The following is a 17,364-nucleotide window of genomic DNA, read 5'->3' as shown; positions in this document are numbered from 1 at the left end:
CCGCCTCCTGCAAGTTAATAATCGATAGTTATTCCTGCATCTTTATAAGGAGCCAGTATGCTCTCATCCAGAGCACGATCACTGATTACCTTATGAACCTCCGGTAGTTGTGCAAATGTACGAAGAGCAAAATTCCCGAATTTATAATGATCAACAACAGCATAAACATGCTGTGCAGTTTGAATGAGTGCTCTTTTTAAAGGAACCAAATCACCGGTATAGATCGAAAAACCAAACTCCGGATGAAGAGCCGTAGTAGAAATGAATGCCTTATGGATATTTAGTTTCCTAATAAAATGTTCCGTATCTTCACTAACCAGCATATTCCTTACTCTTGATCCCCCCGGTACAACGAGGCGAATTTGGTCTTTTTTGGTGAGCTCTGCAATGATAAATAAATCGTTCGTAATCACGGTAAGGGGTTCATTAGGCAGCAGTCTAGCAATCTCCAGCGTTGTACTGCCGCCGTCTAGAGCGATAATATCTCCCGGTGTAATATAAGTGATTGCCCGCTCCGCAATTTCTATTTTCTCCGAGTTATGCTTCTCCAGCGCCCCTCTGCTGGTGAGAATACCATACTGATCCTTTTGAGCCAGCACTGCCCCACCATGTACTCTCATCAGGAGTCCCATGGATTCCAGCTTATCCAGATCCTCACGAATCGTCTTTCCTGTTACATCCAGCTTCTCGCTCAGTTCACTGACCGTAACTTCTTTCTGTGCAAGCAGCGTTTCCATAATCTTTTCGTGCCGTTTCATTGAGTTCATAATTGGTTCAACTTCCTATCTGTAATTCTGTCTTCCATTTATTTTAGCTCGGTCATTGCAACGCCGTCCATATCATCAAACGTCTGGTTCTCACCAGCCATTGCCCAGCAGAAAGTATAGTTGCTTGTTCCTACTCCGCTATGAATGGACCAACTAGGTGAGATGATTGCCTGACCTTGCCGAACAACGAGATGTCTTGTTTCATCTGGCTCTCCCATCATATGGAATACAGCACCTTGCTCTGGAAGATTAAAATACAAGTAAACTTCAGAGCGACGATTGTGAGTATGAGCAGGCATTGTATTCCACATGTTTCCTGGGGCCAGTTCTGTAATCCCAAGTACTAACTGACAGCTTTTGATACCGCCTTCATGAATGTATTTGTAAATTGTTCTCTCATTTGAGGATTCAATGCTGCCAAGGTGACTTGGTGTTGCATCTTCTTGTGTAGCTTTTACGGTCGGATAAGCATGATGTGCTGGTGTAGATACAAAATAAAACTGCGGTGCTTCTTCCGCTCCGGTATGGAAAACCACTTCTTTTACACCTAAACCGATATATAAGCATTCTTTTGCTCCTACCTCGTATCTCACACCATCCGCTGACACGGTACCATGTCCACCTATGTTAATAATTCCAACTTCACGGCGAGCAAGGAAGAAGTCCGTGCCAATATCCTTCAGCGGAACTTCAAGTTTAATATCCTTGGATACAGGAACAGCGGAACCTACAATATAACGATCTACATGCGAGTACACAGTGACGAGTTCGTCCTTAGTAAATAAGTCTTCGATCAGGAATTCCTCACGTAAACGTTTTGTATCAAATTTCTTCACTTCATTGGGATGAGACGCATAACGGTTTTGCATTTTTCTTCAACCCTTTCCATAGTGAGTAATATAATATTTAGGTTCATATATGTTTATATTAGTTCATTTTGTTTCGTTTGTGTACACCTTTTTCAAATAAAGATAAAATAAATGGCTCAATCTTAATAATGAGACAAAAAAACGACCCCTAAAGGAGTCGTTTTCTTCAATATTTTTAGATCTGAGGTTTTAGTAACTGCTATTAGAACGTTCACCTTTTGCAATAGCTACGCCGCCGCTTGTCCCGATTCGGGAAGCTCCCGCTTCGATCATTACTAGTGCATCTTCCGCGCTCCGAACTCCTCCGGATGCCTTTACGCCAACATCAGGACCAACGGTCTTACGCATAAGAGCGATGTCTTCTTTCGTTGCTCCGCCTGTAGAGAACCCAGTTGATGTTTTAACAAAATCAGCTCCTGCCTGTACTGCAAGTTTGCACGCACGTACTTTTTCTTCCTCCGTTAACAGACAAGTTTCAATAATTACTTTTGTAAGAGCTTTTCCTTTAGCAGCATCAACGACAGCTTTGATATCTGCAGCAACATAGTCATCATTGCCGTCTTTCAGCGCGCTAATGTTAATCACCATATCTACTTCAGTAGCTCCGTTAGCAATCGCGTCCTTGGTTTCATAGGCTTTGACCTCTGACGTGTTCGCTCCTAAAGGAAATCCGATAACGGTACATACTTTTACCTGCGGTGTATCTTTCAACACTTCATAAGCTGTGGATACAAATCCTGGGTTCACACATACAGAAGCAAATCCATATTCCTTTGCCTCTTCTGCAAGTTTAATAATATCTTCACGGCGGGCATCAGCCTTAAGTAATGTATGATCGATTAATGGAGCAATCGCGGTTTGTTTCATGATTTGAATCGTCCTTTCTTCTATCAATCCTAGATGTGTTAGTTAACATTTTTTAAAAGTTCATCTGTAATCATAACAAGACTATCTTCGTAAAGCAAAGGTCTTATACCGAATTTATACTACAGTTTGTGTAACCTGCTTCCTTTCCATTCAGCTAGTAAACAGATTCATTTCGCGGAGGCAAATAAAAGACACCTTGCCCGCTCAGTAAAGAGCAGACAAGGTGTTAAGGTTAATCATGATCATTAATGAGCAACCGCGTTGTTCATCATGATCCAGATAGAACCTACAACAATGGTAAGTACAAACAGAAGTCCAAGAATCAAGGCCATGACATTCCATTTCGGTTTACCTGGTTCTCCTTCACGAACATGCATAAAGAAGAAGAGCTGAACAATAAACTGCAACACTGCCATGATCAGAATAATGACCATGTTTACTGTTTTATCGAACATATCATTCAATACTACCACAAGCGGGATGATCGTGAGCACAATCGAAATCAGATATCCAATGAGGTAAGATTTGAATGACCCGTGGTTCTCATGAGAATCATGTGTATGGTTATGTTGCTCTGCCATCTTACATCACCCCCATCAAGTAGACGACGGTAAGCAAGAAGATCCATACCACGTCCAAAAAGTGCCAGAACAGGCTAAGTGCCATTACTTTACCGCGAGTTACTGACGTAATGCCGCGTTTCTTAAGTTGAAGTAAGAGTCCGAACATCCATACGAGACCAAAGGTAACGTGAGCCCCGTGCGTTCCTACCAAAGTAAAGAATGCACCTGTGAAAGCACTTGTTGTAATCTTAGCACCTTCATGAACCATTTCAACAAACTCGGTAATCTCAAGTCCTAAGAATGCGAGACCGAGTACTGCAGTTACGATAAGCCAGTTGATTAGACCTTTTTTATCCCCGCGGTTCATAGCCAGTACAGCTAGACCACTGGTAAAACTACTTGTCAAAAGAATAAATGTTTCTGCGATGACACCTGGCATCTTAAACAGTTCAGCACCCGTTGGTCCGCCTGCTGTATTGTCACGCAGCACGATAAATGTTGCGAAGAATACGGCAAACAGGATAAGGTCAGAAATCAAGAATAACCAGAAGCCGAGCATTTTCAGTTCTTGTGGATCATGATGTCCATGATCGTGATCATGTGCATTTGAATGTTGATTTGTTACTGTATGTGCCATTATACCGACCCCCTCAAGGCTGTTTCGGTACGATTTACTTCTTCAGCCGGAATGTAATAATCCGTATCGTACTGGAATGAGCGGGCAACAAGACATGCAGCTACACCGATGAGACCCGGAATATACATCCAAGACCAGCCCCACACAAATCCGAAACCTGCAATAAAGAAGAAGACTGACATAATAATCGGAATTCCTGTGTTTTTAGGCATATGAATCGGTTCATATACCGGCGGCATTTCAGCCTGTTGGTTAGTAGCTCTACGCTGTTTGTCTTCCCAGAACTGGTCAACAGAGTCAACCGTAGGTACGATAGCAAAGTTATATTCAGGTACAGGAGACGGAATCGACCATTCCAGGGTACGTGCATCCCAAGGGTCCGCTCCCACTTTATTTTCTTTATGTTTACGAATACCATCTGCAATTTGCAGAAGTTGGAACAAGAACCCTGCACCCATGAGGAATGCCCCGATGGAGGAAACGAGGTTGAGCGGCATCCATCCCGTATCCCAGCCATATGTGCTTAGACGACGAGTCATACCCATCAGACCCAGCGCATATTGCGGCATAAATGTAATATAGAAACCAATGTTCCAAGTCCAGAATGCCCAGTGTCCCCAGCGATCCGGCAATGTAAAGCCAAACAGTTTAGGCCACCAGTAGTACATCCCTGCAAAGTAACCGAACACAACGCCACCGATCAGTACTTGGTGGAAGTGAGCGATCAGGAAGTAACTGTTGTGGAACTGGAAGTCTGCTGGCGCTACCGACAGCATTACCCCTGTCATCCCCCCGATAATAAAACATGGGAAGAAGGCAATCGTCCACATCATCGGCAGTGTAAAGCGAATCCGTCCGCGATACATCGTAAACAGCCAGTTAAAGACTTTAACCCCGGTAGGGATGGCTATAAGCATTGTCGTTATCGCGAAGAACGCATTAACATCGGCCCCCGAGCCCATGGTAAAGAAGTGATGCGCCCAAGTGAAGAAGGACAATACACTGATGATAAGCATTGCGAATACCATCGATTTATATCCAAACAGTTTCTTTCTCGAGAATGTAGCAACGACTTCAGAGAAGATACCAAATGCCGGAACGACAACGATATACACCTCAGGGTGACCCCACATCCAGATCAAGTTGATATACATCATCGGGTTACCCCCGAGATCCAGAGTGAAGAAGTGAGTTCCTGCAAAACGGTCCATGAACAACAGGAACAAAGTAACCGTCAGGATCGGGAATGCAAACAAAATCATAATCATTGTTGTAAAAGCAGACCAAGTGAACATCGGCATTTTCATCCAAGTCATACCTGGTGCACGCATTTTAATAATGGTTACCATGAAGTTAATCCCGGTTGCCAGGGAACCAATACCTGATATCTGGATACCCCATATATAGAAGTTCTGTCCTACCCCCGGACTAAACTGCAGTCCTGATAGAGGCGGATAACTCAGCCAACCTGCTGCTGGTGAACCCCCGATAACAAATGAAACGTTAAAGAGCATAGCTCCTAAGAAAAATAACCAAAAACTTAGTGCATTCAAATAAGGAAATGCAACGTCACGCGCTCCAATTTGCAGCGGTACAACAATATTAAATAATCCGAACATAAATGGCATCGCCATAAATAGAATCATGATCGTACCGTGCGTGGTAAATACGGCATTATAGTGATCCGCATGAAGAAATTCTATATTCGGCATGGCCAATTGAAATCTCATCATCAGGGCGTCAACCCCGCCGCGGAACATCATTAAGATCGCCGCCAAAATATACATAATACCGATTTTCTTATGGTCAACCGTAGTTAACCAGTTTTTCCAGAGCCATTTCCACTTTTTAAAGTAGGTGAGCCCGACTATGATTGCAATCGATGCAAGACCAATCGAAACTTGTGCCCCTAGAATGAGGGGGTCACCCGTAACGAGGAATTCAGTAGTCAGGAACTCCCAAAACTCACTTAGCATGGATGAGGGCCTCCTTTCGAACTATTGATTTATTCTTTTGCAGCTTCTTCCAAAGCATTTTCATTCTTATCAACTACATATTTCGTAACGATATTCTGGAACATTTGATCTGGAACTGCAGAGAAATATTGTTCATCTTCGACACTTGGCAGTACAAGGTCTTCATAAGATTCTTCGGTAAGAGGCTCGGATTGAACTTTTACTTCTTTCACCCAAGCTTCATACTCTTCATCCGATACTGCATTCACATCAAATCTCATCTCTTGGAAGTATTCTCCGGAGAAGTTAGCACCTGAACCTTTATAAACACCAGGCTCATCTGCTTGTAGATGAAGTACCATCGCCATACCGGACATCGTATACATCTGTCCGCCAAGTTCAGGTATCCAGAATGAGTTCATCGGTGCATCTGAGGTAAGTTCAAAGCGGATGGGTCTGTCTTCCGGAATCGTAATTGTATTCACACTCGCTATATTCTCTTCCGGATACATAAACAGCCATTTCCAGTCTAAGGAGACTGCCTGAATTGTAAGAGGCTCTTTGTCCGATGCCAGTGGTTTTGAAGGCTCAGTGGCATAAGTGTATCGCACAGTAACCGCACCAAGAATGATGATGATAAGGATTGGAATCCCCCACCAGATCACTTCGGCAGTCGTATTGTGCGACCAGTTAGGTGTGTATTTTGATTTGTTGTCTGGTGTATCACGGTATTTCCATACTATGACACCTACGAGTATTAAGGTTGGTACAATAATGATCGCGCACAAAATGGTTGAAATAATGATTAAGTCCCTTTGTGCATCGCCGATCGGTCCTTTCGGATCGAGAACAACGTATCTTCCTCTTTCATCCGCAAACATAGCCCATACTATGACACCAATAGTGACTAGTGACAGGACAGCAGCGATAATGATTTTGGAAAGCGACCTAGGTTTTTTGTTCATCTTGATCCCCTCTCCTTACGCGCTATTACAAAACGATACTATATAAACTTCTACCTAAAGATATCAGATATTAACAGACATATACGTCTTGTTAACAAATTTGTCGAAATTGATCATATCATTTGTGAATCTTTTCTCACAAATGATTTTCTCCCTTGATTTTTAAACACAAAAAACCTTAGCCATTGGACACGGTGGGTGCCAACTAACTAAGGTTTTTTACCTTTAGAATATGTTTTTGAATCACTCTTCTCTTCTTCCCCGTTGAACTCATTCTCTTTAATCAGTATCCCGTTCGTTTCTTCTTATATTAAGAAGACCCATCGCTTTCCCGATGAAGTAAATATAGACGCTTCCTACTAAGAATCCAATGCCCACCATGATTCCTGTATTACTATTCGTCAAAGCATGAAGGTTAAACAAACAAATAACAACTCCCGTGATGAGAGCTACCCAAGCCATAACCGTCATCATAAAAACCATCTGAGTTAAACGCACTTCATTCTCCTTGTTATCGCTCACACGTACCGGTTTATTCACAATCATTATTTTCAACCCCTTCTAATTTTTGTAAGTGCTTACTACATTTAATATATCACACTTCTACTTATTTGTTCACTATTTGTTCAAATTTTAGTCAAACTTTGTTCATTATTTTTACACTTTAAGGTCTTTAACCTTAATTTTACAACTTTAATCATGACTTTTGTGGTTGACTTTACTTCGTTTAATGTGTTTTTAAGGTTTGCATGTTATAAGACCACAGAAAAAAACCGCCGAAGAGAATGAATCTCCGGCGGTTCTATAACTTATAGGCTATGAATGACGACTCATTACATCTTAAATAGAGCGCAATGTTGTCCGATCCATAGTCTTATTTTACGATTGCAATTTCAATACGTCTTTCGTCTCCAGCCAATTATTACGAATTACATTCTGATACCAATAGAAGCTTTCTTTTGGAGTCCGAACCAAAGAACGATAATCTACATGAACTAGACCAAATCTCATGCGGTAACCTTCTGCCCATTCGTAATTGTCCATCATAGACCAGGCCATATATCCTTTTAGATTAATACCATCACTAATGGCACGGTGAACCTGGGCTATATGCTGCTGTAAGTACGAAATCCGGCGAAAATCTTTCACTTCACCATTCTCCACACCATCATTAATGCATGCACCATTCTCGGTAATGTAGATATCGATATCACCGTATTTTTGCAAATAATGCAGCGCCTCATATAAACCGCGTGACTCAACAGGCCAGCCTATATCCGTACGAACAAGCCCCATATCGAGCGTCTCTGACTGCAGGAGTCCACCACCTGGATTCGAACGTACCACACTCATTGTGTAATAATTGAGACCGATATGATCAATGGGTTGGCAAATCGTCTCCATATCTCCTGGCTGTATGTCTGGTCTTGCTCCCGCTGCTTCAAAACAATCCAGCATAATCTGTGGATAGGTCCCTTTAAAAACAGGATCTAGGAACCAATCAGCAAACCAAGCAATATTTCGATCCGCTGCTGCCTGATCGGCCTCTGTTTTGCTATAAGGTTCTGACCACTCCATATTTGGTGCGATCCCAATCTTGCCGTCTACTCCGAGCTCACGGAATTTTTGTACGGACTTACCATGAGCAAGTAATATCCCATGTCCTACATTTATTGAAACTTGTAAGTCTGTATTACCAGGGGCATGAGCACCAATGAAGTTAGATAGAAAAGCAATGCACCATGGTTCATTAAATGTAAGCCAATATTTTATTTTTCCACCGAATTCACGGAACATGACTTCAGAATATTTTACAAAGGCATCTACTGTCCGTCTGTTCTCCCAACCTCCGATATCTTGAAGAGCTTGCGGAAGATCCCAGTGATAGAGAGTACAGAAAGGTTCAATATCATTTTCAATCAATTTATCTACAAAGCGATGATAGAAATCGAGTCCTTTTTGATTAATTTCTCCGTCCCCGTCAGGGATAATACGAGGCCAAGCTACAGAGAACCGATACGTTTGAATACCAAGTTCCTTCATTAGAGCAATGTCTTCTTCGTATCTGTGGTAGCTGTCACAAGCTACATCCCCGTTGTCGCCATTAAAAACTTTTCCAGGCGTCTTTGCAAAGGTATCCCAGATAGAAATTCCTCTTCCATCCTCTTTTGTTGCTCCTTCGATCTGGTATGATGCGGTTGCTGTTCCCCACTTAAAATCACTTGGAAACTGAAAAATTGTCAATGTAATTCCCTCCATTTTTATGTCTCAACGATTATGTAGTATTAAGAAAATCCTAAAACGTTTTCGAAAAACCTCAACAAAGGAATTCGACACTGTTGTTCAATATCCTTCTTTTATACCAATTTTATTAAAAAAAGGGGATCATTCAGGGATCCCCTTTCCTTTATCTATTCTATTGCACGTCTTTACCTGTCCACAATCTTACTCTTTCTTTAATCCACTCGGTATATTGTTGCTCCATTTCAACTGCGCCGGCTTTATCAAGTTCAGCTAGCATGTTGTCATAGACTTGATCGAATTTATCAGCGGAAGAAACAACGGCTTCTGGGATACGCTTTTGAACGATATCTTGCGTTTTTTGATAGATAACTTGATATTTACCGTCAGAAGGTACCGGCATATTGTAAGCCGCTCCCCACTCTTTTACTTCAAAATCCTCTTCCGTTGGGAACAGCTCTTTCCAAGTAGAAATACCGTACCCTTTTAATGCTTCTTTCTCTGCTTCTGAATAGCCTGCTAAGATTTGTTCAGGGAAGTTCGTAGTATAGTAGTTGCCTGATGGGTCTTTTACACCATCTCCATAGTGTGGACCAAAGACAAAGTATAGCCCAATTCCGGTTTCTTTCGTGAAGCTTGCATTATCATTATTCTTACGTTCCTGCACATCAGCAGGAATCACACGAACACCGTCTTCGATAACATATTGTTCTCCTTCAACCCCCCAGTTACGAAGTACCTGGCCTTCATCGGAAGCCATCCAGTCTAAGAATTTAATTGCACGAACGGGATCCTTACAATTTTCCGTAATCCCGATACCATACCCATCGGAACCAACGGGTTGGAAATCTGCACGTTTAAATTCGGAGGAAAGCGTTACTGGGTAATGACCATAAGTCATTTCATCTTTACCTGCATTTTTTAGTGCTACTTCTGCATCATTGTAAGCCCACTCATGGTCAATTATACCAAGAACGCGACCACTTGCGATTTTTGCTTTATATTGATCTTCTTTTTGAATAAAGGTGTCTTTGTCGAGAAGACCTTCGTTATACATTTTGTTCAACCAGCGGAAATATTCTTTCTCTTCTGGACGTTTGTAATGAAGCATTGCTTCGTAAGTCTCCGGATTAATGTAGTATTCACCATCATCAGGTGCACCTGTAGCAGCAACAGCTGGGTTCGTAACGGTAATCATGCTTCTCCATCCATCGGCACTAAGAGTAAGTGGAATCGTTGGCTGTCCATCTTCTGTTGTTGGATGTGCTTTGTAGTATTCACGCAGTGCATTCTCGTAATCTTCTACTGTTTTGATCTCAGGGTAACCGAGTTCTTTCACCACACGATGCTGCAGTTCAAATCCGCCAGTATTATCAAATGTCAACTGATCTACAGATCCATTCGTAGGCAGGGTATAGATCGCTTGATCCTCATTGCTATATTTCAAGCGATTCATTTCTTCGCCGTACATTTTTTTAATATTAGGTGCATGCTCTTCAATGAGTTCTGTCAGGTCAATCATAGCTCCCGCATCGACTAGTTTAGCTAAGTTTCCTTTAGGAAAGATCAGGTCGGGATAATCGCCGCTAGCAGCCATTAATGCAATCTTATCATCCCCGCCGCCACTCGCAATATCATATTCTGCGTTAATCGTAACGCCCGTTGCTTCTGTAATCTTCTTACCTACCACATCCTGCATTTTATTCCAATTCGGACTTGTATCTGCTCCAAAAAAGCTGAACGTGATCGGCTCAGTTGAATTTGGATCTGAGGTACTAGATTCCTCTCCTTTTGTATTTCCACAAGCAGCAGTGAACAGCATAGTACTTGCAAGCAGCATCATCGCTATCGTTTTCGGCGCTTTATGTTTCATTTGACATAATCCCCCTTATTTATAGGTAGCTTATATATGCATAACAGGTCACCCTGCATATACCATAGAAAATACTCGTTTGGTGGTAAATCTAACCCTTGAATGGCAATGTCAGCAGCATTTAAATTGCTTGATTTTCATAAGTGAACTTCTATTACGCTTTTACGGCACCAAGTGTCATGCCGCCAACAAAGTATTTTTGCAGGAACGGATATACAACCAGGATTGGCAGCGTAACAACAATCGTAATAGCCATCCGAATCGATTCAGGCGATACTTGTGCCATTTGTTGAGCCATATCATTAACATTAACATTAGATCCGCCTTGCTGTGTACTTTGCAGAACTTTCATCAGCTCATACTGCAGTGTTGTAAGTTCCGGTTTGGAATTGTTATAGAGATACGTATCAAACCAAGCATTCCACTGACCTACTGCGAGGAACAATGCAATGGTGGCAAGAACTGGCTTACATAATGGCAGGATGACTTTGTAATAAATAGTGAGGTCATTTGCCCCGTCAAGTTTCGCTGATTCTTGAAGAGCATATGGCAAACCGTCAATAAAGGACCGGATAACGAACACGTTGAACGCACTGACCATCATCGGCAAGATATAGATCCAGAATGTACCGATCAGGTGCAAGTCTTTCATTAGAATGTATCCGGGAATCAGACCACCAGAGAAATACATGGTAAGTGCAAGGAATGTAGATACAAATTTCTTAATTTTGAAATCAGGGCGACTCAGAGTATAAGCAAGCATGGAGGAGCTGAGCAGACCCAGGAATGTACCTATAATCGTTCTAGCAAATGAAATTTTGGTTCCTTGGATCAGTCCATCATATTGAAAAATTGTTTTGTAATTTTCGAGTGTGAATTCTCGAGGCCATAAGTAAATGCCCCCCCGAACCGTATCGGTTGAATCATTCAAGGAAATGGCTAGTACATTTAAAAAGGGATATAAGGTTACCGTCAGTATCATTGCCATCAGTATAAAATTCGCAATGTCGAATACCTTCTCCGATTTAGTCGCATTAAAAGCTTTAACACTCATGTTACTTCCTCCCCTCTACATGATGCTTTCTTTCGTAAATTTCTTGAAGAGACCGTTTGCAACGAACAACAGGATGACGCTGACAACTGAATTGAATATGCCGATGGCCGTACCATAGGAGTACCTGCCCATTTGTAAACCATAATTAAGCGCATAAAGATCAAGTACTTCGGAATAGTCTGTTACGAGACTGTTTCCTAAGAGGAATTGTTTCTCATATCCGATACTGATCAAGTGTCCGATGGACATAATAAACAATACGGAAATGGTTGATCGAATACCCGGCAGTGTGATGTGCCACATTTGTCTCCAGCGGCTTGCTCCATCCACCCTTGAAGCTTCGTATAATTCTTGAGAAATCCCCGTAATGGCAGCTAGATAAATAATTGCATTCCAGCCCATTTCCTTCCATAGATCGGAAGCGGTTACAATGTACCAGAACAAATTTCCTTGTGCCATGAACTGAATGGGCTCATTAATAATATGGAGTCCGATTAGGATATCGTTAATGATTCCGCCATCCGTTGAAAGCATTTTTGTTACAATCCCAGCAACAACGACCCAGGATACAAAGTGAGGCAAATAGGATACCGTTTGCACCGTTCTTTTGAAGATCGTACCGCGTAGTTCGTTCAACAAAATTGCAAAGAAGATAGGGAACACAAATCCGACGAGAAGTCCCATCAAACTCATTGCTAGTGTATTTCTAAGTACGAGATAAAACCGCTCATCACTAAACAATTCAATGAAATGTTCCAATCCGACCCATTTTTGTTCCGTAAAGGTCTTGGCAGGTTTGTAATTTTGGAAGGCCATTGTCCAGCCCCAAAGAGGTAAGTAATTAAATATGAAGACCCAAATTACAAAAGGTAAGGACATAAGTAATAAAAACTTCTGATCTTTCACAGTTTTCCATAAACCATTCGGCCACTTTGGCTTAACTTGTTTCGCGGCGGAGGCCTCGGAATCCGTGGAAGCGGGCTTTGTTAGCGTTTCCATAAAATAACCCCTCCTCTGTTTGATAACCTAATCATACTCCAAGAGATTCTGGATCAATACCCAATGAATTTCAGAGAAAATCATATAAAAATTAGATATATTTCTAATTTGCATTGTGCAGAATGTCTAAAAATTAAAAACGTTTTCGTAAAGGAGGATGAACCGATGCTCTACTTTTGTCGCTGTTTATGCTGATCTCGATAGGCAGAAGGAGAAATCCCCATATATTTTTTAAATTTTGTATGGAAATAATCTACGTTAGCATAACCGATTTGGTCCGATACTTGATGGACTTTGAGCCCTTCTTCAAGAAGCGACTTTGCTTTCTCCATACGAACCTTATCTAAGAACACATTAAAGGACTCACCCGTATAATTTTTGAACAATTTCCCCAAATAGCTGCTATTATAATTAAAAACTTCAGCAAGAACCTCCAGCTTGAGGTGGTCTCCTGGATTTCTTTTTATAAAATCAATCATCTGTTTGATTACGGTATCTTTACTATTTACACCGAGCTTATGAATCAGTTCCGAGAATTGAAGTTCCAATGTATCCAAAAGCACAACGAACGTTGGCTGCTGATATAATGCCGATAACAAAGCTGTATGTTCCGTCGCAATGAGTTTCGTCTCAGAACTCACTAGAGAAAGCTTGTTTAAAGCTACTGCAGCAATTTTAGTTATCATGTTCTTAATCTCATGTTCCGTGTAGCCCTCCATCAGCACCCACTGCTGGTATTGACCCAGGACACGTGATAATAAATCTTTACTCCGGATGTCTAAAGCATAGTAAAGTGTATCTGTAATTTTATTTTCGTCTAGTCCTTGTAATTCTACTTTTCTCTCTTCTATAGGCATACTTAGCCGGTAACCTTCTTTCCCCACCAAAACCGTTTGTTCGGTAAAAAAGAACCGCTCCTCTAGCAGGTGCACTGCTTCATCATACGATGTCTTTATTTCTTCCATATGTAATACACCCGTCCCGGCAGCTATAAATACAGGGCTTAAAAATCTTTTAAGAGTCGTAACCGTCTCATTATAAAAATGCTGTCGTTCAACACTTGTAAGCAGAGGTGAATTAAGCAAACAACCAATGTATTTTCCCGCTGTAAAAATAATCCCGCTCTTCGATGTAGCAAGCAGATCGATCATTTCCTTCTTTATCTCTGCACTCATGTGAGTAGAAGACTCATTAAACACTTCAATAAGGACTACCTGATAGGAAGGCCAGTACAAATCATATTTTTTCAGATCTTCCGCAGTCCACACCTGTCCACCGTGCAGTATAGACTCAATCACATGTTCACGATAAAAAAGATCTTTATTCGTATTGCGCTGATTTACACTTTGTTCTTTATCTAGACGTGCTTTAATACGCTCCAGTTCTTCCACCATTTCTTCTTCATCCACCGGTTTTAATAAGTATCCACCTACACCAAAGCTGATCGCTTTCTTAGCATAGTCAAAATCTGCATGTCCACTTAGAATAAGAAATTGACCCTTTTTTCCTTCACTGCGGAGTTGCTCAATCACTTCAAGACCCGTAAGACCTGGCATCCGGATGTCTAGGATCGTAAGGTCTGGGTTCAATTGATGATGCTTTTCAATAGCTTCTCTTCCGTTAGAAGCAGTATCGATCACCGTATAGCCCTCTTCTTCCCAGTTAATAATCGTTTTGAGCCCTTCTCTGATCATAGGTTCATCATCTACTATTAATACGCTATACATTATTTGCTGCCTCCTTTAGGAACCGTAAAATGAACTGTTGTACCTTTACCAGACTCACTGGATATGATTAGACCATGCTTTTCTCCATAAGACAAGGTTAGACGCTGATGTACATTCCGCAGTCCAATTCTACTTTTCTCTTGTTCATCAGAGCCTGTTATCGACGCGACGACTTCCTTCAATCGTTCTGGGTGAATGCCCGCTCCATTATCTCGAACTGTAAAATGAATAAGGTCATTGTCTTCATATAAGGACACCTCTACTCTGACCCCATCTTCTTGATTCTCGAGACCGTGCACAATCGCATTCTCTACAAGCGGCTGAATAATAAGCGGAGGTATTTTCTCTTTCTCAATGCCTTCCTGGATAGTAAGTTCAAAATCAAGCCGATCTTCATAACGAAACTTTTGAATTTGCAAATAAGATCGAACCATTTCCATCTCTGCTTTAATGGTTGTTTTACCACTGCCAATCTCCAGATTTTTACGGATGAGTTTCCCTAGCAAACGCACAATGTTGGCTATCTCTGCTTCTCCTTTTATATGTGCTTTCATTCGAATAGACTCTAATGCATTAAATAAAAAATGGGGATTGATTTGGCTAGCCATCATTTTAAGCTTAATTTCTTTTTGTGCGATTGCAAGTCGGTTGTTTTGCTCACTTGTCTCTACGACTTGTTCCATAAGTCCATTAATGCTGGATACCATATGATTAAATTGTCTTGATAATTGACCAATCTCATCATTACCATCTACTTGCGATACAACCTTTAAATCTCCTAGTGCTAATCGATTAAACTGCCTGCTGAGCCGAAGTAAACGATTGGTCGTAAGCAGTGATATAACGTATACGAGAGCCATCGCAAATAAAAGCACGAGAATAATAAACAACATCCCGATCTGACTGATATGCTTTGCATTGGATACTATGCTTTCCTTCGAAAAAATAGAAACAATTTGGAACCCATTCATACTTGAAGACGGGATCATTTCATCGACTATAATATTTGAAGGTTCATCATACACGTTTGCTTCAATGAGCCCTTTTTTTTGAGATCGAAGATCTACCCCCATATGAAGGGACTCAAAAGTAGACCCTACCAGCTTCGTATCTTTTGCAGCAATAATATACCCCTGACTGTCTACGATCATGGTATTAAAAGGTTCCTGGCTCAGCATATTATTGAGTACATCACGGTCAATGAGAACCATGAGCACGCCTCGTCTCTGATATTCAGGAAATTGAACACCTCGTACAAGACTCAGGGTATCTGCCGGATAGTCGTCTGAATTCGGAATAAAGAACCAACCAATACTCGTCGACTTCATTGCTTTCTGAAACCAAAGAGCATTTTCTATCTGAGGATCAACGGGTATAAATTCATAATTATTAACCAAGGTTGGGTTAAATGAGAAAAAGCGAATCCCATATAATTCTCTATATTGCTGTAAATAGTCGTTAAATAAGGTAAAGGAGCGATAACTTCGTGTCAGCTCCAGCATACTTTCGAACTTTGTGTTCGCAATTTCTTTTATCTCGTTATTAAACAAAAGCAGATTAGAAATATCCATCGGTACTCGTAGCAGCGTCATGGTCTGATTTTTGATACGCTCTACATTGTTTTCAGCCTGCTGTATTGCCTGATCCATCGCCTGCTGTCTAAAATAGTAGGTCACCCCTACTCCAATAATAAGTACGGGAATCATGACAACAAGCACATAGCTGATAACAAGCTTATGTTTAAGCTTCATATCATTCGTACGCCGTACAATCTTTGACAGCAATCTACACACCCCTGTTCTATATAAGCGCTTACAAATCTTTACTACTTAATCTATCATAAATTGTCATATCCAGATTGTAAATCTCGACAAATAAATACATATTTCATTAGTTCTTACAGGACAAACTATGGAGTACTATATATGGATGAGTACAGAAATTCTCTAATTGCTAATTTACCGATGGGAAGGGGACAAGAAGTGGACATTTTTTCATCCATTATCATGGGAATTGTGGAAGGGCTGACTGAGTTTCTTCCTGTTTCCTCAACGGGTCATATGATTATCACCGCTCACTTGCTTGGACTCTCTACGGATCAGGAAAATGTCAAAACATTCGAAGTTGTTGTCCAGCTCGGAGCTGTACTTGCTGTCGTTGTTCTTTACTGGAGGACCTTTGTCGGTTTTTTCACCGTCAAACCTGGTGATCGCGTCATGCCTCGTCTGAACCTGCTTCACATCTTTCTAGCAATGCTGCCTGCTTCTATTACTGCGGTACTGTTTCGTGATGTAATAAAACAATATTTATTTGGTCCAACTACTGTGGTCTACAGCCTTATTGCCGGCGGACTGCTTATGATTGCTGCAGAGAAATGGCACAGGAAACCGACAGCACAGACCGTAGATGATATCACTTACAAGCAAGCATTTATGATTGGAATGTTTCAAATTTTAGCGCTTTGGCCAGGCTTCTCTCGTTCCGGTTCTACGATCTCGGGTGGACTTCTTGCTAGAGTCAGTCATACAGCTGCGGCTGAATTCACTTTTCTTGTTTCCGTGCCTATTATGTTTGGGGCTACCGCTCTCGATCTATGGAAAAGTGCAGACATTTTGTCCGTAAAAGATATCCCTTATTTTGCAATCGGGCTTCTGACTTCTTTCTGTGTTGGTATGCTGGCGATTAAAACATTCCTTTCCCTTTTGAAAAAATGGAAACTTTCCACCTTTGCTTATTACCGGTTTGGCCTTGCCCTTGTTCTTCTATTTATCATCCTATAAAAAAAGGAGCCTCTCCTTTAGCTGCTGATATCAGCCCAAGGAAAAGCTCCTTTTTCATTATTTATCC

At 41.3% G+C, this 17,364-nt stretch carries 15 protein-coding genes; 1 reads left to right on the top strand and 14 read right to left on the bottom strand.

Features of this window, described 5'->3' with window-relative positions; all coding sequences use genetic code 11:
- Nucleotides 1–14 precede the first annotated feature (14 nt).
- The 14 genes from GQY27_RS14805 to GQY27_RS14740 all read right to left on the bottom strand — a co-directional run bounded on the left by GQY27_RS14805 (nt 15) and on the right by GQY27_RS14740 (nt 16,310).
- The gene (locus tag GQY27_RS14805; protein WP_160035743.1) at nt 15–767 is read right to left on the bottom strand and encodes a DeoR/GlpR family DNA-binding transcription regulator; all 753 of its coding nucleotides are present in this window, start codon (nt 765–767) and stop codon (nt 15–17) included.
- A 38-nt stretch (nt 768–805) separates the two neighbouring features.
- A complete protein-coding gene (gene kduI / locus GQY27_RS14800) occupies nt 806–1,636 on the bottom strand; it encodes a 5-dehydro-4-deoxy-D-glucuronate isomerase (RefSeq protein ID WP_160035741.1) in 831 nt (276 codons plus the stop codon).
- Nucleotides 1,637–1,825: 189 nt separating this feature from the next.
- The gene (gene deoC, locus GQY27_RS14795; protein ID WP_160035739.1) at nt 1,826–2,503 is read right to left on the bottom strand and encodes a deoxyribose-phosphate aldolase; all 678 of its coding nucleotides are present in this window, start codon (nt 2,501–2,503) and stop codon (nt 1,826–1,828) included.
- A gap of 245 nt (nt 2,504–2,748) precedes the next feature.
- Nucleotides 2,749–3,084, bottom strand: a complete 336-nt coding sequence (gene cyoD, locus GQY27_RS14790; protein ID WP_160035737.1) for a cytochrome o ubiquinol oxidase subunit IV — start codon at nt 3,082–3,084, stop codon at nt 2,749–2,751.
- A 1-nt stretch (nt 3,085) separates the two neighbouring features.
- On the bottom strand, nt 3,086–3,703 hold the full coding sequence (cyoC, locus tag GQY27_RS14785; protein ID WP_160035735.1) for a cytochrome o ubiquinol oxidase subunit III: 618 nt from the start codon (nt 3,701–3,703) through the stop codon (nt 3,086–3,088).
- A complete protein-coding gene (locus GQY27_RS14780; protein ID WP_160035733.1) occupies nt 3,703–5,679 on the bottom strand; it encodes a cbb3-type cytochrome c oxidase subunit I in 1,977 nt (658 codons plus the stop codon). Before GQY27_RS14780 ends, cyoC begins: the two co-directional genes overlap by 1 nt.
- Nucleotides 5,680–5,708: 29 nt before the next feature.
- A complete protein-coding gene (qoxA, locus tag GQY27_RS14775) occupies nt 5,709–6,623 on the bottom strand; it encodes a cytochrome aa3 quinol oxidase subunit II (protein WP_160035731.1) in 915 nt (304 codons plus the stop codon).
- Between the two features lie 279 nt (nt 6,624–6,902).
- Nucleotides 6,903–7,169 (bottom strand): hypothetical protein, encoded by a 267-nt coding sequence (locus GQY27_RS14770; RefSeq protein ID WP_236570611.1) that lies wholly within the window; start codon nt 7,167–7,169, stop codon nt 6,903–6,905.
- A 333-nt stretch (nt 7,170–7,502) separates the two neighbouring features.
- A complete protein-coding gene (locus GQY27_RS14765) occupies nt 7,503–8,867 on the bottom strand; it encodes a GH1 family beta-glucosidase (RefSeq protein ID WP_160035729.1) in 1,365 nt (454 codons plus the stop codon).
- A 172-nt stretch (nt 8,868–9,039) separates the two neighbouring features.
- Nucleotides 9,040–10,737 carry an ABC transporter substrate-binding protein gene (locus tag GQY27_RS14760; RefSeq protein WP_160035727.1) on the bottom strand — a complete coding sequence of 566 codons (1,698 nt, stop codon included), beginning with the start codon at nt 10,735–10,737 and terminating at the stop codon, nt 9,040–9,042.
- 154 nt (nt 10,738–10,891) lie between these two features.
- Entirely contained in the window at nt 10,892–11,791 is a 900-nt protein-coding gene (locus tag GQY27_RS14755) for a carbohydrate ABC transporter permease (RefSeq protein ID WP_160035725.1), read from the bottom strand.
- A gap of 15 nt (nt 11,792–11,806) precedes the next feature.
- Nucleotides 11,807–12,790: an ABC transporter permease gene (locus tag GQY27_RS14750; RefSeq protein WP_160035723.1), complete on the bottom strand. Its 984-nt coding sequence runs from the start codon at nt 12,788–12,790 to the stop codon at nt 11,807–11,809.
- 170 nt (nt 12,791–12,960) lie between these two features.
- Complete coding sequence (locus tag GQY27_RS14745) at nt 12,961–14,517, bottom strand: response regulator transcription factor (protein ID WP_160035721.1); 1,557 nt, start codon at nt 14,515–14,517, stop codon at nt 12,961–12,963.
- Nucleotides 14,517–16,310 carry a sensor histidine kinase gene (locus GQY27_RS14740; protein ID WP_442950911.1) on the bottom strand — a complete coding sequence of 598 codons (1,794 nt, stop codon included), beginning with the start codon at nt 16,308–16,310 and terminating at the stop codon, nt 14,517–14,519. The genes GQY27_RS14745 and GQY27_RS14740 overlap by 1 nt, the downstream gene beginning before the upstream one ends.
- Nucleotides 16,311–16,481: 171 nt before the next feature.
- Here GQY27_RS14740 and bacA point away from each other — a divergent pair, with 171 nt between their 5' ends.
- On the top strand, nt 16,482–17,297 hold the full coding sequence (gene bacA, locus GQY27_RS14735) for an undecaprenyl-diphosphate phosphatase (RefSeq protein WP_160035855.1): 816 nt from the start codon (nt 16,482–16,484) through the stop codon (nt 17,295–17,297).
- The last annotated feature ends 67 nt before the right edge of the window (nt 17,298–17,364 follow it).

The organism is Paenibacillus sp. An7 (assembly GCF_009870785.1).
In the GTDB taxonomy this organism is placed as follows: domain Bacteria; phylum Bacillota; class Bacilli; order Paenibacillales; family Paenibacillaceae; genus Paenibacillus.
This window is presented reverse-complemented; position numbering and strand designations above follow the sequence as displayed.